Annotated in this window: 16 protein-coding genes; 14 read left to right on the top strand and 2 right to left on the bottom strand. The window is 61.9% G+C overall.

Going from position 1 to position 15,827, the window contains the following annotated elements:
* Window positions 1–95: 95 nt before the first annotated feature.
* From BT179_RS02665 to BT179_RS02645, 5 genes are all read left to right on the top strand, one after another.
* The gene (locus tag BT179_RS02665; RefSeq protein WP_072389140.1) at window positions 96–776 is read left to right on the top strand and encodes a response regulator; all 681 of its coding nucleotides are present in this window, start codon (window positions 96–98) and stop codon (window positions 774–776) included.
* A complete protein-coding gene (locus BT179_RS02660) occupies window positions 773–2,104 on the top strand; it encodes a sensor histidine kinase (RefSeq protein ID WP_072389138.1) in 1,332 nt (443 codons plus the stop codon). Before BT179_RS02665 ends, BT179_RS02660 begins: the two co-directional genes overlap by 4 nt.
* A 127-nt stretch (window positions 2,105–2,231) precedes the next feature.
* Window positions 2,232–2,738 (top strand): GNAT family N-acetyltransferase, encoded by a 507-nt coding sequence (locus BT179_RS02655; RefSeq protein WP_072389135.1) that lies wholly within the window; start codon window positions 2,232–2,234, stop codon window positions 2,736–2,738.
* A gap of 119 nt (window positions 2,739–2,857) precedes the next feature.
* Window positions 2,858–4,270 carry an aspartate aminotransferase family protein gene (locus tag BT179_RS02650; protein WP_072389133.1) on the top strand — a complete coding sequence of 471 codons (1,413 nt, stop codon included), beginning with the start codon at window positions 2,858–2,860 and terminating at the stop codon, window positions 4,268–4,270.
* Between the two features lie 84 nt (window positions 4,271–4,354).
* Window positions 4,355–4,582 (top strand): MbtH family protein, encoded by a 228-nt coding sequence (locus tag BT179_RS02645; RefSeq protein WP_072430330.1) that lies wholly within the window; start codon window positions 4,355–4,357, stop codon window positions 4,580–4,582.
* A 189-nt stretch (window positions 4,583–4,771) separates the two neighbouring features.
* On the opposite strand, the gene BT179_RS02640 is transcribed toward BT179_RS02645, so the two are convergent.
* Window positions 4,772–5,668, bottom strand: coding sequence for a LysR family transcriptional regulator (locus BT179_RS02640; protein WP_072389129.1), 897 nt, complete (start codon window positions 5,666–5,668; stop codon window positions 4,772–4,774).
* 101 nt (window positions 5,669–5,769) lie between these two features.
* On the opposite strand from BT179_RS02640, the gene BT179_RS02635 reads away from it, so the two are divergent.
* Window positions 5,770–6,612, top strand: a complete 843-nt coding sequence (locus BT179_RS02635) for a type 1 glutamine amidotransferase domain-containing protein (RefSeq protein ID WP_072389127.1) — start codon at window positions 5,770–5,772, stop codon at window positions 6,610–6,612.
* 68 nt (window positions 6,613–6,680) lie between these two features.
* Here the strand turns inward: BT179_RS02635 and BT179_RS02630 are convergent, their stop codons facing one another.
* A complete protein-coding gene (locus BT179_RS02630; protein ID WP_042732259.1) occupies window positions 6,681–7,499 on the bottom strand; it encodes a posphoenolpyruvate synthetase regulatory kinase/phosphorylase PpsR in 819 nt (272 codons plus the stop codon).
* 176 nt (window positions 7,500–7,675) lie between these two features.
* Between BT179_RS02630 and ppsA the strand changes: the two genes are divergently transcribed.
* The 8 genes from ppsA to BT179_RS02590 all read left to right on the top strand — a co-directional run bounded on the left by ppsA (window position 7,676) and on the right by BT179_RS02590 (window position 15,811).
* Window positions 7,676–10,051, top strand: coding sequence for a phosphoenolpyruvate synthase (gene ppsA / locus BT179_RS02625; protein ID WP_072389125.1), 2,376 nt, complete (start codon window positions 7,676–7,678; stop codon window positions 10,049–10,051).
* 157 nt (window positions 10,052–10,208) lie between these two features.
* The gene (locus BT179_RS02620) at window positions 10,209–11,201 is read left to right on the top strand and encodes an alpha/beta fold hydrolase (RefSeq protein WP_072430331.1); all 993 of its coding nucleotides are present in this window, start codon (window positions 10,209–10,211) and stop codon (window positions 11,199–11,201) included.
* A 137-nt stretch (window positions 11,202–11,338) separates the two neighbouring features.
* A complete protein-coding gene (rraA, locus tag BT179_RS02615; protein ID WP_072430332.1) occupies window positions 11,339–11,830 on the top strand; it encodes a ribonuclease E activity regulator RraA in 492 nt (163 codons plus the stop codon).
* Window positions 11,831–11,855: 25 nt separating this feature from the next.
* Window positions 11,856–12,851: a zinc transporter ZntB gene (locus BT179_RS02610; RefSeq protein ID WP_072430333.1), complete on the top strand. Its 996-nt coding sequence runs from the start codon at window positions 11,856–11,858 to the stop codon at window positions 12,849–12,851.
* A gap of 56 nt (window positions 12,852–12,907) precedes the next feature.
* Window positions 12,908–13,159 (top strand): CrfX protein, encoded by a 252-nt coding sequence (locus BT179_RS02605; RefSeq protein WP_371128572.1) that lies wholly within the window; start codon window positions 12,908–12,910, stop codon window positions 13,157–13,159.
* Window positions 13,160–13,161: 2 nt separating this feature from the next.
* Window positions 13,162–13,986, top strand: a complete 825-nt coding sequence (locus tag BT179_RS02600; RefSeq protein ID WP_072389117.1) for a mechanosensitive ion channel family protein — start codon at window positions 13,162–13,164, stop codon at window positions 13,984–13,986.
* A 91-nt stretch (window positions 13,987–14,077) separates the two neighbouring features.
* Window positions 14,078–14,668, top strand: coding sequence for an RNA polymerase sigma factor SigX (gene sigX, locus BT179_RS02595; RefSeq protein WP_053155315.1), 591 nt, complete (start codon window positions 14,078–14,080; stop codon window positions 14,666–14,668).
* Window positions 14,669–14,776: 108 nt separating this feature from the next.
* Window positions 14,777–15,811 carry an OmpA family protein gene (locus BT179_RS02590; RefSeq protein ID WP_072389115.1) on the top strand — a complete coding sequence of 345 codons (1,035 nt, stop codon included), beginning with the start codon at window positions 14,777–14,779 and terminating at the stop codon, window positions 15,809–15,811.
* The last annotated feature ends 16 nt before the right edge of the window (window positions 15,812–15,827 follow it).

The following is a 15,827-nucleotide window of genomic DNA, read 5'->3' as shown; positions in this document are numbered from 1 at the left end:
GTCAACAGCAATGATCGCCCATGGGGCGGTACTCGTCGCATAATGTCGGCTTAATCGGCCGGCGGCCTAATGTACCTTTTTCCACGAGGCTTACCATGCACGTACTGGTCTGCGAAGACGATGAGTTGATCGCCAGTGGCATCGTCGCCGGCCTGACGGCCCAGGGCCTGGTCGTCGAACACGTGGCAACGGCATCGGCGGCGCGGGCGATCCTCGCGGTGGCCGAATTCGACGTCATGGTGCTGGACCTGGGGTTGCCCGACGAAGACGGTCTCAAGCTGCTGCGGCAATTGCGCCAGCAAGGCCTGGAGATTCCGGTGCTGATCCTCACGGCGCGCGATTCGGTGACCGATCGGGTCGACGGGCTGCAGGCCGGCGCCGACGACTATCTGCTCAAGCCTTTCGACCTGCGGGAACTGGCCGCTCGCCTGCACACGCTGTTGCGGCGGGTGGCGGGGCGCAGCGTAAACCTGATCGAGCATGGCAGCCTGACCTACGACCCCAGCAGCCGCGAAACGATGCTGGCGGGCCAGCCGGTAGACCTGTCCCGCCGGGAGCAGTCGCTGTTGCAGGCCTTGCTGCATAACCGCGGCCGGGTGCTGTCCGCCGAACAGCTCAAGGACAGCGTCTACGGCTTCAGCGACGAACTGGAAAGCAATGCCCTGAACGTGCATATCCATCACCTGCGGCGCAAGCTGGGCAACGGGATTGTCGAGACGGTACGTGGCCTGGGGTATCGGCTGGGGCCGGCCGGCGACGGGAAGACTTCCAAATGATGAGCCTGCGATTGCGCCTGAGCCTGACCCTTGGCGCCGCGTTCATCCTGATCTGGGCCCTGGCTGCTGCATGGATGCTCAGCGACCTGCGCAACCAGATGATGTTTTCCCTTGACCAGCGCCTGGTGGCGTCGGCGCGGATGGTGGCCGGGCTGCTGGAGCAGCTGCCGCCCATGCCCAGCAAGGGCGAGGGCACACATTTCAGCGCGGAACAGTTGAACATCCCGGGGGGCATGGCCTGCCAGGTCAGCTCCCTGCGCGGTGAGATCCTGGCCCGTAGCCACAGCACCCCGGAACAGGCCCTGGAAGCCGAGAAAATGGGGTTCCACGACCAGATGATCGACGGTGCGCCGTGGCGCAGCTTCACCCTGGCCCGAGGCGATGTGCGTATCACCACCGCCGACCGCCAGATCGAGCGCGAAGCCTTGAACATGTCTGTGCTGCTGGCCGCCTCGGTGCCGGTAGGCGTGGCGCTGCTGGGGTGCCTGTGTCTGCTGTGGCTGGGGATCGGCCAGGGCCTTGCACCGCTCAATCGCATGCGCGATGCGTTGATGCGGCGCAGTGCCGACTCCCTGGAACCCTTGCAGATTCATCCGCTGCCCAGCGAGCTGCGACCGTTGCTGGAAACCCAGAACCAGCTGTTCCAGCGCATCGGCAAGACCATCGAGCGGGAACGCCGGCTGACCGGCGACGCCGCCCATGAACTGCGCAGCCCGTTGACGGCCATCAAGACGCACCTGCAAGTGGCGCGCATGACCGACGGCGCTGCCCGCGATCAATCCCTGGCCCGGGCCGAGGAGGGCGCCGACCGCCTGCACCGCACGCTCGAACAGTTGCTGCTGCTGGCCCGGGTCGAAGGCAGCCTGTCGTTCGACGATGGCGTGCAGTGCAGCGCCGAGCAGGTCGCGCGACTGGCGATCCAGGACGCGGGCGGTGGCGCTTCCCGGCGAATTCGCTTGCACGTAGCCCCGGGCCTGTCCGATGCGCCGGTGCAGATGCCGGCGGTACTGTCCATCGCCGCGTTGCGCAACCTGCTGGATAACGCCCTGCGCCACACCCCGGACGATACCGACGTGGAACTGAGCCTGGAAATGATCGGCCAGCGGGTACGCTTCAAGGTCCGCGATCACGGCCCCGGCATTGCCGCCGACGATCTCCAGCACCTGACCCAGCGCTTCTGGCGCAGCGGCCAGAGCACCGGCTGCGGACTGGGCCTGGCGATCGTCCAGGCCATTGTCCAGCGTTGTGGCTGTGGCCTGCATTTCGACAGTCGTCCGGATGGGCTGCGGGTTGAATTGACGATGCCGGTGCAGGCATTGCCCGGTTGAGCGGATCGATTGTGTCCCTACGAACAGCGAGCGTACATCTGCGGTAACGACCTGCCATTGGCGCCCCCGGGTCATGCGGGGCTATGTTTTTTTCAGCTCGACTCAAGGACTGAGGAAGACCGCGCCTATGCAAGCTCCCATCGAAATCAGCACAGCCACGCCCAGCGATGCAGGCATCATCAGCCGGATCGCCGAGCGCTGCATCCGCATCGGTTGTGCCGCCGAACACCGTAACGACCCGCGCCTCGTGGCGGCCTGGACCCGCAACAGCACCCTCGCGCGCATACAGCCCTGGCTGGCCGATCCGCGGTTGCGCCTGACCCTGGCGCGGTTGCAGGGGCGTCCGGTAGGAACCGCGATGGCTTCGGTCAATGGCCGGATCGCATTCTGCTATGTGCAACCGGAATGGTTTCGCCGCGGCGCCGGCCGGGCGCTGGTGCGGGACATCGAGGCGTGGCTGGGGGACCTCGGTGTCGCCCGGGTGCGGCTCAACAGCACGCGCACCAGTCAGGGATTCTATCGGCACCTGGGCTTCGAGCAGAGTGCCGAGGCCTTTGCCATCGGCGGAATCGCGGCCATTGCCATGCACAAGCCACTGACGGGGGCGGTGCAATCAACTTTGCCTGAAGGGTAAATCCGCACCGTGCTGATGCGTTTCCCATGACAGGAAAACCTGCCTATGCGCCCGACCGGATGCGCATCTGTGCGGTATGCCGTTTGGGTCACTACTTGAGTGTATTGCGGGGTCGAGAAATGTCAGTCGCCAACAGCCTTATCGAAGCAGAACCGGCGCGGGTCAGCCCCGTGCCGGCCGAGATGCTCTATCAGTTCAACGAATCGCCGCTGCTGGCCCGCCAGAGCCGGCAGGAATCCAACGCCCGCAGTTATCCGCGACGGATACCCCTGGCCCTCAAGCGTGCCAGGGGGCTGTACGTCGAGGACGTCGAGGGCCGGACCTTCATCGACTGCCTGGCCGGTGCCGGCACCCTGGCACTGGGGCATAACCATCCGGTGGTGATCGCGGCGATCCAGCAAGTGCTGGCCGACGAGTTGCCCCTGCATACCCTGGACCTGACCACCCCGGTCAAGGACCGCTTCGTCCAGGACCTGTTCGGCCTGTTGCCAACGGCGTTTGCCGCCGAAGCGAAGATCCAGTTCTGCGGACCCACCGGCACCGACGCAGTGGAAGCAGCGCTCAAGCTGGTGCGCACCGCCACCGGACGCAGCACGGTCCTGTCGTTCCAGGGTGGTTATCACGGCATGAGCCAGGGGGCGCTGAGCCTGATGGGCAGCCTGGGGCCGAAGAAACCCCTGGGGGCCTTGCTCGCCAACGGCGTGCAGTTCATGCCATACCCCTACGACTACCGCTGCCCGTTCGGGTTGGGCGGCGCCGAGGGGGTGAAGGCCAATCTGCACTACCTGGAGAATCTGCTGAACGATCCGGAGGCCGGTGTGCAGTTGCCGGCGGCGGTGATTGTCGAGGTGGTGCAGGGCGAGGGCGGGGTGATACCGGCCGATGTCGACTGGTTGCGCGGCCTGCGGCGGATCACCGAGCAGGCCGGCGTGGCCCTGATCGTCGATGAAATCCAGAGCGGTTTCGGTCGTACCGGCAAGATGTTCGCCTTCGAGCATGCCGGAATCATTCCGGACGCGGTGGTACTGTCCAAGGCCATCGGTGGCAGCCTGCCGCTGGCGGTGCTGGTTTATCGCGACTGGCTCGACACCTGGCTGCCGGGCGCCCATGCCGGGACGTTTCGCGGCAATCAGATGGCCATGGCGGCCGGTTCGGCGGTGATGCGCTATCTGGTGGAACACGACCTGCCGGCTCATGCCGCCGCCATGGGCCGGCGCCTGAGCGATCACCTGCACAGCCTGCAACGGGATTTTCCGCAGATGGGCGACATACGCGGCCGTGGGCTGATGCTCGGCGTCGAACTGGTGGACCCGGCTGGCGCCCCGGATGCCTTGGGACATCCGCCGGCCCATGCCCGCCTGGCTCCCGGGCTGCAACGTGAATGCCTCAAGCGCGGGCTGATCCTGGAGCTGGGTGGGCGCCAGGGTGCGGTGGTGCGTTTCCTGCCGCCACTGATCATCTCGGCGGCGGAAGTCGACCGGGTCGCCGAAATCTTCGGACGGGCCTTGAAGGCTGCCGTGGCGGATACCTAATTTTCCCCAGATCCCGGACGTTCCTTATATACCCCGGCTGCGCATGTGCTGCAGCGAACCTCGAGCAACGATGGAGAAACACACATGACTTCAGTATTCGACCGCGAGGACATCCTCTTTCAGGTCGTGGTCAACCACGAAGAGCAATATTCGATCTGGCCGGACTACAAGGCCGTTCCAGAGGGCTGGCGTACCGTTGGCAAAAGCGGTTTCAAGAAGGAGTGCCTGGCCTACATCGAAGAAGTCTGGACCGATATGCGCCCGCTGAGCCTGCGCAAGAAAATGGACGAGCAGGCGGCTGCGGCCCACTGAACGTAGAGCCTGTGGCAGCAAGAAAGGGTTCCACAGGAAGGCTGCGGGACCATACAAACCTTGCAGTCACATCAGCCACCGTGGGAGCGAGCTTGCTCGCGATAGCGGTGGATCGGCGACATTAATGCCGGCTGGCACTCCTCAATCGCGAGCAAGCTCGCTCCCACGGAGGTCGGCCGGCGTTGCCAGCTATTGCTCGATCAGAAAATCAATCAACGCCCGCGCCGCTGCCGGCAATTGTCGATGGGGCGGGTAGATGACTGAAAACGGTCGACTGCGTCCGCCAAAGTCATCCAGCAGTACCCGCAGCTCCCCACGCTCTACTCGCTCACGGACGATGAAGTCATAGGTCTGGCAGATGCCCATCCCTGCCTGGGCCAGGGACACGATACCCAGTACGTCGTCAGACACCTGCACCTTGCCCGTCGGCACCCATTCCCGATCTTCGCCGTTTTCCCGAAACAGCCACGGCGCGATACGCCCGCTGCTGGGCATCACGAAGGGCAGGCAGGCGTGGGCCGTCAACTCGTCGATGTGGCGGGGCGTTCCGGCGCGTTCCAGGTACTGTGGCGCGGCCACCAGGCAAAGGCGGGCATCCTCGAGCTTACGCCCGACCAGTCCGCTGTCCGGCAACTGGCCCAGACGGATCGCCAGGTCGTAGCCTTCGGCGACCAGGTCGACGTTGCGATTGGTGATGCTCAGCTCGATCCGAACCTGCGGGCAAGCCTCGGCGAAGCGCGCCAGCAATTGCGGCAGGCGGTAATGGCCGTAAGTGGTGGGCACGCTCAGACGCACCCGGCCGGTGAGGGGCCCGTCCTGGCCCTGGATCCGCCGCTCGGCGTCGTCGATCATGGCAAAGGCCGAGCGTGACTGTTCCAGGTACAGGAGGCCTGCGTCGGTCAGGTTCAACCGCCGGGTAGTGCGCCGCAGCAATTGCACCCCGAGCCGGGTTTCGAGCCGCGAGATGGCGCGGCTGAGAACCGAAGGCGTGGTGCCCAGCGCCACCGCTGCGGCACTGAGCGTACCTTTCTCCACGACCGTGACGAAGGCTTCGACATCAGCCAGATAATCGAATCGACGGGGCATTGTTGCCTCCAGGGGCCAGGTGATGTTCTGTGTGGCGAGTTTATCGCCGATAGCAGCATCAATACAGTGAGCGCATCCCAACCCAATCTTGCGGAGTCATCATGAAAAAGCTCACTACCCTGGCCTTGTCCGCCGCACTGGCGGTCACCAGTATCGCCGCCCAGGCGGATAACGTGCTGGTGGTCCTGTCGGATGCCGATCACCTGGACCTGCGTGACGGCAAGGTCTTCTCCACCGGGTTCTATCTCAACGAACTGCTGCAGCCGGTCAAGCTGTTGCTGGACGCGGGCCACCAGGTGACATTCGCCACGCCGCAAGGCAAGGCCCCCACCCTGGATCGCTCTTCGGTAGACAAGATGTACTTCAACAATGACGCGGCGGAACTCAAGCACTACGAGGCACTGCTGGCGCAACTGAAGATCACCTCGGTCGCGCAATCGCCAGTGGTCAGCCTGGCTCGTGTCGAGCAGATGGGCCTGGACCGGTTCGATGCGCTGTATATCCCCGGCGGTCATGCGCCGATGCAGGATCTGCTCACCAGTGCCTCACTGGGGCGGGTGTTGACCCATTTCCATGGCAAGGGCAAGACCACTGCGCTGGTCTGCCACGGGCCGATCGCGTTGCTGTCGACCCTGCCTGATGCCAAGGGCTTTGTTGGCCAGTTGACTAAAGGCCAGGTATCGGCCAAGGCCGACTGGATCTATGCCGGGTACAGGATGACGGTAATCAGCAATCAGGAAGAAGAGTTGGCCAAGGGGCTGCTGGACGGTGGGAGCATGAAATTCTACCCGCAGACCGCGTTGCAGCAGGCTGGCGGGCAGTACAGCAGCAACACCACACCGTGGACTGCCCACGTGGTGGAGGATCGGGAATTGATCACCGGCCAGAATCCGGCCTCGGCGCTGACGGTGGGGCAGGCGTTGGTCAAGCGTCTGGCGCAGTAGCCTGCAGTACTACAAACCCCCTGGGAGCGAGCTTGCTCGCTCCCACGGGGTTTTGTGTTGTTGCGGGTTCACTTGAACCGCCGCTCCACCCCTTTCTCCACCAGGATCTTCGCCGAAATCTCTTCCACGGAAAAATGCGTGGAGTTGATATGGGGAATGTTCTCCCGGCGGAACAGGTTTTCCACCTCGCGCACCTCGAATTCGCACTGGGCATAGCTCGAATAGCGGCTGTTGGGCTTGCGCTCGTTGCGGATCGCGGTGAGGCGATCCGGGTCGATGGTCAACCCGAACAGCTTGTGCTGGTGGGCGCGCAGGGCGCTGGGCAGCTGCAGGCGCTCCATGTCTTCCTCGGTCAGCGGATAGTTGGCCGCGCGGATGCCGAACTGCATCGCCATGTACAGGCACGTCGGCGTCTTACCACACCGCGACACACCCACTAGGATCAGATCGGCCTTGTCGTAATAATGCGTGCGGGCACCGTCATCGTTGTCCAGGGCGAAGTTGACCGCCTCGATCCGCTCCATGTAGTTGGAGTTATGGCCAATGGAGTGGGACTTGCCGACCGAATAGGAGGAATGCTCGCTCAGTTCCTGTTCCAGAGGCGCCAGGAAGGTGGAAAAAATGTCGATCATGAAACCATTGGACGTTGCGAGAATCTCACGGATGTCCTGATTGACGATGGTGTCGAAGATGATCGGGCGGAAACCGTCGGTTTCGGCGGCTTTATTGATTTGCTGTACCATGGCCCGCGCCTTGTCGACGCTATCGATGTACGGACGTGTCAGCTTGGTGAAGGTAATGTTTTCGAACTGCGCCAACAGGCTTTGGCCCAGGGTCTCGGCCGTGATGCCGGTGCCATCGGAAATAAAGAAAGCAGATCGTTTCATTTGTGCCCTGGGCCTTAAGCTGATGACGATTCTTGGATATGATAGGCGCGATTTGCCGGCCGCCAGTGGCCCGCATTCTCACTTATTTTCCAGGTCCAGGCCATATCGCCGGCACTCGCTCCCCCGGAGCCACCGGTGCCTTGAGCTTTTCCAACACAGTTAGTGGAGAGATCACCTTGGTAGAGTACGTAGTTTCCCTCGATAAGCTCGGCGTCCATGATGTGGAGCATGTGGGGGGCAAGAACGCATCCCTGGGCGAGATGATCAGCAACCTCGCCGGCGCCGGCGTTTCGGTGCCAGGTGGCTTTGCCACGACGGCTCAGGCTTATCGTGATTTCCTGGAACTGAGCGGCCTGAACAAGCAGATCCACGACGCGCTCGATGCCCTGGACGTCGATGACGTCAATGCCCTGGCCAAGACCGGTGCCCAGATCCGCCAGTGGATCATGGAAGCCGAGTTCCCCGAGCAACTGAACACCGAGATCCGCACCGCCTTCGCCAAGCTGTCCGAGGGCAACCCCGACATCGCTGTCGCCGTGCGTTCCTCGGCTACCGCCGAAGACCTGCCGGACGCGTCCTTCGCCGGCCAACAGGAGACCTTCCTGAACATCCGCGGCGTGGAGAACGTCATTCGCGCGGCCAAGGAAGTCTTCGCCTCCCTTTTCAACGACCGTGCCATTTCCTACCGCGTGCACCAGGGCTTCGATCACAAGCTGGTGGCCCTGTCGGCGGGTGTGCAGCGCATGGTCCGTTCCGAAACCGGCACCGCCGGTGTGATGTTCACCCTGGACACCGAATCGGGCTTCCGTGACGTGGTATTCATCACCGGCGCCTATGGCCTGGGTGAAACCGTCGTCCAGGGCGCGGTGAACCCGGACGAGTTCTACGTCCACAAGAGCACCTTGCAGGCCGGTCGCCCGGCGATCCTGCGCCGCAACCTGGGCAGCAAGGCCATCAAGATGATCTACGGCGACGAAGCCAAGGCCGGTCGCTCGGTGAAGACCGTCGATGTGGACAAGGCCGACCGCGCCCGTTTCTGCCTGACCGACGCCGAAGTCAGCGAACTGGCCAAGCAGGCGATGATCATCGAGCAACACTACAAGTGCCCGATGGACATCGAATGGGCCAAGGACGGCGACGACGGCAAGCTGTACATCGTCCAGGCCCGCCCGGAAACCGTGAAGAGCCGTACCCAGGCCAACGTCATGGAGCGCTACCTGCTCAAGGAGACCGGCACCGTGCTGGTGGAAGGTCGCGCCATCGGCCAGCGCATCGGCGCCGGCAAGGTACGGATCATCAAGGACGTCTCGGAGATGGACAAGGTCCAGGCCGGCGACGTGCTGGTTTCCGACATGACCGACCCGGACTGGGAACCGGTGATGAAGCGCGCCAGCGCCATCGTCACCAACCGCGGCGGCCGTACCTGCCACGCGGCGATCATCGCCCGTGAACTGGGCATCCCGGCCGTGGTGGGTTGCGGCAACGCCACCGAGCTGCTCAAGGACGGGCAGGGTGTGACCGTTTCCTGCGCCGAAGGCGATACCGGCTACATCTTCGAAGGCGAGCTGGGCTTCGACATCAAGAAGAACTCCGTGGACGCCATGCCGGAGCTGCCGTTCAAGATCATGATGAACGTCGGCAACCCGGACCGCGCCTTCGACTTCGCGCAGTTGCCCAACGCCGGCGTGGGCCTGGCCCGCCTGGAGTTCATCATCAACCGCATGATCGGCGTGCACCCCAAGGCACTGCTGAACTACGACGGCCTGCCATCCGAGATCAAGGACAGCGTCGACAAGCGCATCGCCGGCTACGACGATCCGGTCGGCTTCTATGTCGAGAAGCTGGTGGAGGGCATCAGCACCCTGGCAGCGGCCTTCTGGCCGAAAAAGGTCATCGTGCGTCTGTCGGACTTCAAGTCCAACGAATACGCCAACCTGATCGGCGGCAAACTCTACGAACCGGAAGAAGAGAACCCGATGCTGGGCTTCCGCGGCGCCTCGCGTTACATCAGCGAGTCGTTCCGTGATTGCTTCGAGCTCGAGTGCCGCGCCCTCAAGCGTGTGCGCAACGACATGGGCCTGACCAACGTGGAGATCATGGTGCCGTTCGTGCGTACCCTGGGCGAAGCGAGCCAGGTCGTCGACCTGCTGGCGGAAAACGGCCTGGCCCGTGGCGAAAACGGCCTGCGCGTGATCATGATGTGCGAACTGCCGTCCAACGCCATCCTGGCCGAAGAATTCCTCGAGTTCTTCGACGGCTTCTCCATCGGCTCCAATGACCTGACCCAGCTGACCCTGGGCCTGGACCGCGACTCGGGGATCATCGCGCACCTGTTCGACGAGCGGAACCCGGCGGTCAAGAAGCTGCTGGCCAACGCCATCGCCGCCTGCAACAAGGCCGGCAAATACATCGGCATCTGCGGCCAGGGCCCTTCGGACCACCCGGACCTGGCCAAGTGGCTGATGGAGCAGGGCATCGAAAGCGTTTCGCTGAACCCGGACTCCGTGCTGGAAACCTGGTTCTTCCTGGCCGAGGGGCAAGGCGCGGTCTGATCGCGTGAAGGGGCCTCACCGGTAATGTAAGCCGGGTAACCTTTGTGGGAGCGAGCTTGCTCGCGATAGCGGTGTGTCAGCCAAGATTATTTTGCTGATCCGCCGCAATCGCGAGCAAGCTCGCTCCCACAGTCGTCTTTTTTTGTGCAAGAAGATTATGCAAAGCAGCAGCGACCTTTTTCCTGTCGCCCTGATCAGCGCCGAGCGGCGTGGCGATCTGAGCGAAGATGTCTATCGTTTGAAACCTGGAAACAGTCCGGACCACAGCGTCGAACTGGCCGTCACGCGCCTGGGCATGGCCGATGCCACCGAAGCGGTCCGTGGCGTTCCGGTGATCCTGTTGCATGGCAGTTTTTCCAACCGGCGCTTCTGGTATTCGCCCAAGGGCCTGGGCCTGGGTGCCTACCTGACGCGACTGGGGTTCGACGTGTGGATTCCCGAAATGCGCGGTCACGGCCTGTCCCAGCGCAACCTGGACTACCGCAAGAACCGCGTGGCCGATTATGCCCGTTACGATCTGCCGGCCATCGGTGCCTTTGTCCGTGAGCAGAGCGGGCAGGTGCCCCACTGGATCGGTCACTCCCTGGGCGGCATTACCCTGGCTGCGGCCCTTGGCGGTCATTACCTGGGGGAGCCGGCCGTGGCGTCGGCGGCGTTTTTCGGGACCCAGGTCAGTCGAACCTACTGGCCGTTGAAGATCCCGCCAGTGGAGTGGGGCGGTCGATTTATCCTCAAGCGGTTTGCCCAACTCTCCGGTTCCAGGCTCAAGCGTGGCCCGGAGGACGAGCCCATCGGCCTGGCACTGGAGAGCATGCGCTGGTATGGCCTGTTCGGGCGTTTCGGCGACGCTGAAAAAAACTGGTGGGCGGGCCTGGCCGATGTGCAGGTGCCGGTACTGGCGGTCAGTGCCAGTGGCGACCACCAGGATCCGACCTGGGCCTGCCGCAAGCTCTTCGACCAGGTCGGCTCCGCCCATAAGCAGTTCGTCTGCCTGGGCCGGGAGCAGGGCTTCAGCGACGATTTCGGCCATGTGGAAATGCTGGTCAGCAAGGCCGCGCAGGCCGAAGTATGGCCGTTTGTGGTGCGTTGGCTGGAGGAACAATGCGCGCCATTGCCGGCGAGCCAGCCCATTCTGGCCGAGGCGGTTTGAAGCGGGAGCTCTGACAGGGGCATTCCGCTCTGCCCGGCTTACGGCTAAGATATGACGCGCTACGCTGTTTCGGTCATAAACGGTTATTCATTCAGCCTGACGTTCAGCCCTTCCAGGGCCCTTGCGGGAGTCATTCGATGAAGCATTACCTCACGCCCGACCTGTGCGACGCCTACCCGGACCTGGTTCAGGTGGTGGAGCCGATGTTCAGCAATTTCGGTGGCCGCGATTCCTTCGGTGGCGAAATCGTGACCATCAAGTGCTTCGAGGACAATTCGCTGGTCAAGGAGCAGGTTGAGCTCAAGGGCAACGGCAAGGTGCTGGTGGTCGACGGCGGCGGTTCCCTGCGTCGGGCCTTGCTGGGGGACATGCTCGCCGAAAAGGCTGCGAAAAACGGTTGGGAGGGCCTTGTGATCTACGGCTGCATCCGCGATGTGGATGTCATTGCCCAGACCGACCTCGGCGTCCAGGCCCTGGCCAGCCATCCAATGAAGACCGATAAACGCGGTATCGGCGATCTCAATGTAGCCGTGACGTTTGCCGGCGTGACCTTCCGTCCGGGCGAATATATCTATGCGGACAATAACGGCGTGATCGTTTCACCCAGCCCGCTGCAAATGCCTGAATGAAGCGTCAAAGCCGTAAGGGATGAGGATGTTCGAGGAAGAAAACGCGCAATGGGGGCTGGTGCATGCCCTGGTGCTGGATGGTAAAGGTGGTGCGCGTTCGATAGCCCGGACCGAACTGGACGATCTGCAACTGCAGGCGCATGAAAGCCTGTGGTTGCATTGGGATCGCAGTCATCCGCAGACCCACACCTGGCTGCGCAAGTCCAGCGGCCTCAGCGAGTTCAACTGTGACCTGCTGCTCGAGGAGAACACCCGGCCACGCCTGCTGCCATTGCCCGACGCCGAGCTGCTGCTGTTTCTCAGGGGGATCAACCTCAACCCGGGGGCCGAGCCGGAAGACATGGTCTCGGTGCGCATCTTCGCGTCTGCCCAGCGGGTGATTTCCCTGCGCCTTCGTCCATTGCGCGCCACCGATGAACTGCTGGCGCACCTGGCCGAGGGCGAGGGGCCGAGAAACTCTTCGGAACTCATCCTTTATATGGCGCAATACCTGACCGACAAAGTGCAGGACCTGGTGTCCCATCTCTCGGAAATCGTCGACGGCGAGGAAGAAAAACTCGATGCCGACGAACGGTACACCCCCGAGCACGACGCCATTTTGCACATCCGTCGGCGGGCGGCCGGACTGAAGCGCTTCCTGTCTCCACAGCGGGACATTTTCGGCCAGATGTCGCGGCTCAAGTTGCCCTGGTTCGTCGAAGACGACGGTGACTACTGGAATGAACTGAACAACAGCCTGACCCGCTACCTCGAGGAGCTGGAACTGGCCCGCGAGCGCGTGGGGCTGGTGCTGGAGGCCGAGGACCGGCGTCTTTCCGTGCGCATGAACCGCACCATGTACCGCTTCGGCATCATCACCGGGATTTTCCTGCCGATGAGTTTTCTCACCGGTCTGCTGGGCATCAACGTGGGCGGTATTCCGTTCTCCGAAAGCCCGTACGGCTTCCTCGCCGCTTGCCTGCTGATGGTCTGCGTGGCGTTGGGGCAATGGTGGCTGTTCCGCCGCTTGCGCTGGGTGTGATGGGTTTCATGTGACCCGAAGAATTCTGATCGCGTCTTCCACAGACATCACGAGAGGTGCATATGCACGATCCGTTTGAACAGTCTTTGCGCGACATGCTCAAGGCCTCGCCGTCCAGCCGCGACGACGATGCCTGCCTGGGACGTGTACTGAAAACCGCCAACCGCCAGGTCGGCGCCGGCGATCTTTTCAGCCTGCTGGGCCGCTGGTTGCCCGCGCTGATGATCGCCTTGAACAACGGCTCGGCCCATGTCTCGCCGGTTTCCCGTCGTAAACCTGCTACTCGCACCGCTCATAAGGCTGACTGAATATGGAATTGAATCTCTGGACCCAGAGCCTTGTCGCGGCAATGACTGCGTTGTGGACCAAGGTGGCTAACTTCATCCCCAACCTGTTCGGCGCCCTGGTGGTGGTGTTGCTGGGGTTCGTGGTGGCCAAGCTGCTCGACACGCTGCTGTCCAAGCTGCTCGCCAAGCTGGGCCTCGACCGTCTGATGGGGGGCACCGGCCTGACCAAGCTGCTGTCCCGTGGCGGTATCCAGGTGCCGATCTCGACGCTGATCGGCAAGATCGTCTATTGGTTCGTATTGCTTATTTTCCTGGTTTCCGCAGCCGAATCCCTTGGCCTGCAACGAGTTTCAGCTACGCTCGATATGCTTGCGCTGTATCTGCCGAAGGTTTTCGGCGCTGCGCTGGTGTTGCTGGTAGGGGTGCTGCTGGCGCAACTGGTCAACGGCCTGGTGCGCGGCGCGGCCGAAGGCGTGGGGTTGGATTATGCATCGGGTCTTGGACGTATCGCCCAGGGCCTGGTGATCATCATCAGCATTTCCGTCGCGATCAGCCAGTTGGAGGTCAAGACCGACCTGCTCAACCATGTGATCGTGATCGTATTGATTACCGTTGGTCTGGCGATTGCGCTGGCCATGGGACTGGGAAGCCGGGAAATCGCCGGCCAGATTCTTGCGGGAATCTATGTGCGTGAGCTGTATGAGGTTGGACAACAAGTGCGTGTTGGCGAGGTCGAAGGCCAGATCGAGGAGATCGGCACGGTGAAGACCACATTGCTGACCGATGAGGGCGAACTGGTGTCGCTCTCCAATCGGATCCTGCTGGAGCAGCATGTGAGTAGCCGCTAACCCGGCAAACTCTGCTAATGTATGCCGCCGCAAAATGCCTGCTATCGCAGGCTGCGGCGCACATTGACCTAGACCGTCGGCCCGACTTGTTTTGAACAAACCCCAATCGCTATCCACGCGCTATGACCCCCGTGATCTCTCCGATGAGGAGTTGGTTGCGCGCGCGCATACGGAGCTGTTCCACGTAACACGTGCTTACGAAGAGTTGATGCGCCGTTACCAGAGAACATTATTTAACGTCTGTGCACGTTATCTGGGGAACGATCGCGATGCTGACGATGTCTGTCAGGAGGTGATGTTGAAGGTGCTTTACGGCCTGAAGAACTTCGAGGGGAAATCGAAGTTCAAGACATGGCTATATAGCATCACCTACAACGAATGCATCACACAGTATCGCAAGGAACGGCGAAAGCGTCGCTTGATGGACGCGTTGAGCCTGGACCCTCTCGAGGAAGCGTCTGATGAAAAGGCGCCCAAGCCCGAGGAAAAGGGTGGACTCGATCGCTGGCTGGTTTATGTGAACCCGATCGACAGGGAGATTCTGGTGCTACGATTTGTCGCAGAACTGGAGTTCCAGGAGATCGCAGACATAATGCACATGGGTTTGAGCGCGACAAAAATGCGTTACAAGCGCGCTCTCGATAAGCTGCGTGAGAAATTTGCAGGCATTGCTGAAACTTAACTTCGGCGCAAATATCTCTTACGTGTAGGCAAGTTCTGATAGACTTGCCGCCGAGTTGTCCCCCGGTTTGCGGGACTGCTTCACAATCACCAGATGGGGATTTAACGGATGAAACTGAAAAACACCTTGGGCTTTGCCATTGGTTCTCTTATTGCCGCTACTTCGTTCGGCGCGCTGGCACAAGGCCAAGGCGCAGTTGAAATCGAAGGCTTCGCCAAGAAAGAGCAATTCGACAGCGCTCGTGACTTCAAAAACAACGGCAACCTTTTCGGCGGTTCGATCGGTTACTTCCTGACCGACGACGTAGAACTGCGTCTGGCCTACGACGAAGTGCACAACGCACGCACTGAAGACGGTACCAACGTCAAGGGCGCCAACACCGCTCTGGATGCCCTGTACCACTTCAACAACCCAGGTGACATGCTGCGTCCATACGTCTCGGCCGGTTTCTCCGACCAGAGCATCGACCAGAACGGCAGCAACAGCCGTAACCGTTCCACCTTCGCCAACGTGGGCGGCGGTGCCAAGCTGTACTTCACCGACAACTTCTACGCCCGTGCTGGCGTTGAAGCTCAGTACAACATCGACCAGGGCGACACCGAGTGGGCTCCTAGCGTCGGTATCGGTGTGAACTTCGGTGGCGGTTCCAAGCCTGCCGCTGCTCCAGTTCCAGCTCCGGCTGAAGTCTGCTCCGACAGCGACAATGACGGCGTGTGCGACAACGTCGACAAGTGCCCTGACACCCCAGCCAACGTAACCGTTGACGCTGATGGCTGCCCAGCTGTTGCTGAAGTCGTTCGTGTCGAGCTGGACGTGAAGTTCGACTTCGACAAGTCGGTCGTCAAAGAAAACAGCTATGGCGACATCAAGAACCTGGCTGACTTCATGAAGCAGTACCCATCGACCAGCACCACTGTTGAAGGTCACACTGACTCCGTCGGTACTGACGCTTACAACCAGAAGCTGTCCGAGCGTCGTGCAAAAGCCGTTAAGGAAGTTCTGACCAACCAGTACGGTGTTGAATCGTCCCGCGTTCAGTCTGTTGGCTACGGCGAATCCCGCCCAGTCGCTGACAACGCCACTGAAGCTGGCCGCGCTGTAAACCGTCGCGTAGAAGCTCAAGTAGAAGCCCAAGGCAAGTAATTAGCCCAAGGCTTGT

Origin of the sequence: Pseudomonas sp. NFACC43, from assembly GCF_900119645.1 — a bacterium.
Lineage (GTDB): Bacteria > Pseudomonadota > Gammaproteobacteria > Pseudomonadales > Pseudomonadaceae > Aquipseudomonas.
The sequence above is the reverse complement of the archived record's forward strand: the minus strand, read 5'-3'. Positions and strand labels throughout refer to the sequence as shown.